Genomic DNA, 1,122 nt, shown 5'->3' on the forward strand with positions numbered 1-1,122 from the left:
TGGTCAAAAAAGGACAGACTCTACAAGGGGAGAAGTCTGTCCAAAGGCAAATATATCTTATCAATGAAATTTTTGGTACAATAAACCAATCATTTGAATAATGAAAAGGAGTGTTTTCAATGTCTTTTTCTCAATGTATCCTGTCTATGCTGTTAATCATTTGGGGAATCATTGTTATATGGTTCGCTATATTTCATTTAAAACCTCGAGATGTCAAAGATTCACACGGCGCATTAGACGAGTTTACCCTTTTATATGCAATTTTGTTACGAATATTACCTTGGCCAATAGTTAAATTTTTTATTGTAGCGACAGGGATTTCTTTGATTGTATTAGGGATATATGTTATAAAATATTCTTTTTTATAGAGTTCTATTATTCCCATTCATTCTCACTGGTGACAAAAAAGAATAACTGTATACCAGCTGTTTTTAAATCAATTCTCTATGTTATTACTATAACTCCTTTTTACAAGGGGTTCGATTCACTTTAGGAGTGAACCTAAATGATACCTTCCTTCTCAGCAAATCGTATGAATTTTAGAATTTCAGTATGTTTCTTTTTTATGTGGCTAACACTATAACTCACACATTCCGCAATCTGTTCTAACGTCATACCGTCTATATATTTCATCTTCAATATTTGATGATCTAGTCCCTTGAACTTGCCAATTATTTGTTTTAAATCGTATAAATCATTCATCATGTGCTAATTCATATTCAATTCGTTCTATATGATTTTCTACCTTCGCACCTTCTGATTCAGCTGTTAAACGGAAGTCTTGTAAATCACCACTTACCCAACGTTTTAATTCTCTTTTACTACGCTGTAGATTAAACTCAATGTACTCAATTTCTCCTTCTAACTCTTGATATATATGTAACCAGTTAAACAAATGATGATTCACCTACTTTCTCTCACTCTTTTAACTTGTAATAAACCGCGTTTTTGCAATTGTTGGCGGATCGTACTCTTGTCGTACCCTAATATTTCCGCTATCTGAACGTATGTTAAGCCGTCCTTTTTCAATTCCATTACGTCTCGAGGTTCTGTTGCAAAGTTTTCTAAATGAGACTACACTCTAAAAAAAGAGTAAGGAGAATCACAAATGAGATATTTTAA

At 32.7% G+C, this 1,122-nt stretch carries 1 pseudogene; it reads right to left on the reverse strand.

Annotation, left to right across the window (positions count from 1 at the left end):
• Positions 1–501: 501 nt before the first annotated feature.
• A pseudogene (locus JDS99_RS30685) lies at positions 502–895 on the reverse strand (sigma-70 RNA polymerase sigma factor region 4 domain-containing protein).
• Positions 896–1,122: the final 227 nt, after the last annotated feature.

Source organism: Bacillus cereus group sp. N6 (assembly GCF_016483705.1).
In the GTDB taxonomy this organism is placed as follows: domain Bacteria; phylum Bacillota; class Bacilli; order Bacillales; family Bacillaceae_G; genus Bacillus_A; species Bacillus_A wiedmannii.